General features: G+C 41.6%; 1 CRISPR repeat array.

The features are described 5' to 3' along the window. Positions 1 to 30 precede the first annotated feature (30 nt). Positions 31 to 2,339: a CRISPR direct-repeat array (repeat unit 28 nt; unit sequence TTTCTAAGCTGCCTATACGGCAGTGAAC). Positions 2,340 to 2,394 lie beyond the last annotated feature (55 nt).

Raw genomic sequence — 2,394 nt, forward strand, 5'->3', positions numbered from 1 at the left:
TAAAAAAAATACAAAATTCTTAGATGGTATTTTCTAAGCTGCCTATACGGCAGTGAACATGTTTGGCTTTCTGCTAAGAAATTTTGTCGTTTTCTAAGCTGCCTATACGGCAGTGAACTGAGATATTCAGCGTATTTACATGCACACCGCGTTTCTAAGCTGCCTATACGGCAGTGAACGTATTACCATGATTGATATTCTAAACGGCTATTTTCTAAGCTGCCTATACGGCAGTGAACTGACTAATCAACAGATTATTTCGCAGATCATCTTTCTAAGCTGCCTATACGGCAGTGAACATGCGGGGCGTGGTCAAATTGTGATGACGCAATTTCTAAGCTGCCTATACGGCAGTGAACTTGTACCAAACAGCAAGCAGACTTCCAATTAATTTCTAAGCTGCCTATACGGCAGTGAACTTGTTGTTGCGGCTGCATAGACGTTTGATCCTTTTCTAAGCTGCCTATACGGCAGTGAACTTGTTTTTATGGACTGGTACGGTGATAGCAAATTTCTAAGCTGCCTATACGGCAGTGAACGAACGAGAGAACGAGATTTCACGCGCACACGTTTTCTAAGCTGCCTATACGGCAGTGAACAGCAAAGGCTGGAAATATCATTTCCTTCCATCTTTCTAAGCTGCCTATACGGCAGTGAACAGGTTTGTCTATTAATTTGGACTTGCCTTATTTTTCTAAGCTGCCTATACGGCAGTGAACCGTGAAATCTATGAAACAACAGTGAATGCAATTTTCTAAGCTGCCTATACGGCAGTGAACAATTACTTGGTGAAAGCTATAAGTTATCAGATTTTCTAAGCTGCCTATACGGCAGTGAACGACGTGCACCAGTTGCGCATGAGCAATATCTATTTCTAAGCTGCCTATACGGCAGTGAACCGCCTAATGTTTTTGAGGTATTGCTCCCACAATTTCTAAGCTGCCTATACGGCAGTGAACTCGCACGGGCATTAATTTCAAGTGATAATGGTTTTCTAAGCTGCCTATACGGCAGTGAACCTTACTCTCAAGGTCTTTCAACCTTTGGCAAATTTCTAAGCTGCCTATACGGCAGTGAACATCTTTACTCCATCACATATTTAAGATCATCATTTCTAAGCTGCCTATACGGCAGTGAACTTTCTCTTGCTTCAGGTGTTCCAGTTGTCTTTTTTCTAAGCTGCCTATACGGCAGTGAACTTGTGTAACCTCGTTCGCCCCACCGTTTAGCATTTCTAAGCTGCCTATACGGCAGTGAACTGACTGCACAATTCATTTGGCGCAATATTCATTTTCTAAGCTGCCTATACGGCAGTGAACTCTTGTAGCTCGTCAAATACTAAACGGTTTGTTTTCTAAGCTGCCTATACGGCAGTGAACCTAAATAGTATTTTTCGCATAATTGAGAAAATTTTCTAAGCTGCCTATACGGCAGTGAACGTCTAATAATGCGGTTCAGTGCCAAATGTGATTTTCTAAGCTGCCTATACGGCAGTGAACTCTGAAATAGATCTCGGCTTTTATCATCCATCTTTCTAAGCTGCCTATACGGCAGTGAACAAATTTTATCAGCACCATCATCAGGCAATGCTTTTCTAAGCTGCCTATACGGCAGTGAACGCTCCATCAATGCTTCATCAAAAGCAGTTGCGTTTCTAAGCTGCCTATACGGCAGTGAACGACCGAGATGATGAGCTTAGGGCTTATCTTTTTTTCTAAGCTGCCTATACGGCAGTGAACAGCAAAGGCTGGAAATATCATTTCCTTCCATCTTTCTAAGCTGCCTATACGGCAGTGAACAGGTTTGTCTATTAATTTGGACTTGCCTTATTTTTCTAAGCTGCCTATACGGCAGTGAACCGTGAAATCTATGAAACAACAGTGAATGCAATTTTCTAAGCTGCCTATACGGCAGTGAACCCACAAAAATTCCAGTACCAAATAGGTGTGTTTTTCTAAGCTGCCTATACGGCAGTGAACATGTAGACTCATCGAAATAACGCTTATTCTCATTTCTAAGCTGCCTATACGGCAGTGAACGTAGACTACTTCAACAAACTAAATGTTGGTGATTTCTAAGCTGCCTATACGGCAGTGAACAAGCTAATAGAGAAAAACTTACACGCTACACTTTTCTAAGCTGCCTATACGGCAGTGAACCTGATGCCGCTTTGTCAGCAAGTTTTTGAGTTTTTCTAAGCTGCCTATACGGCAGTGAACCTAAACTATCAATTAATGCCTTGACATTATAATTTCTAAGCTGCCTATACGGCAGTGAACTTGACGGGTAAAGTTCCTGAAATCTCGTATGATTTCTAAGCTGCCTATACGGCAGTGAACATTAAAAAAAATACAAAATTCTTAGATGGTATTTTCTAAGCTGCCTATACGGCAG

The organism is Acinetobacter sp. ANC5681 (genome assembly GCF_023488045.1).
Classification (GTDB): Bacteria; Pseudomonadota; Gammaproteobacteria; order Pseudomonadales; family Moraxellaceae; genus Acinetobacter.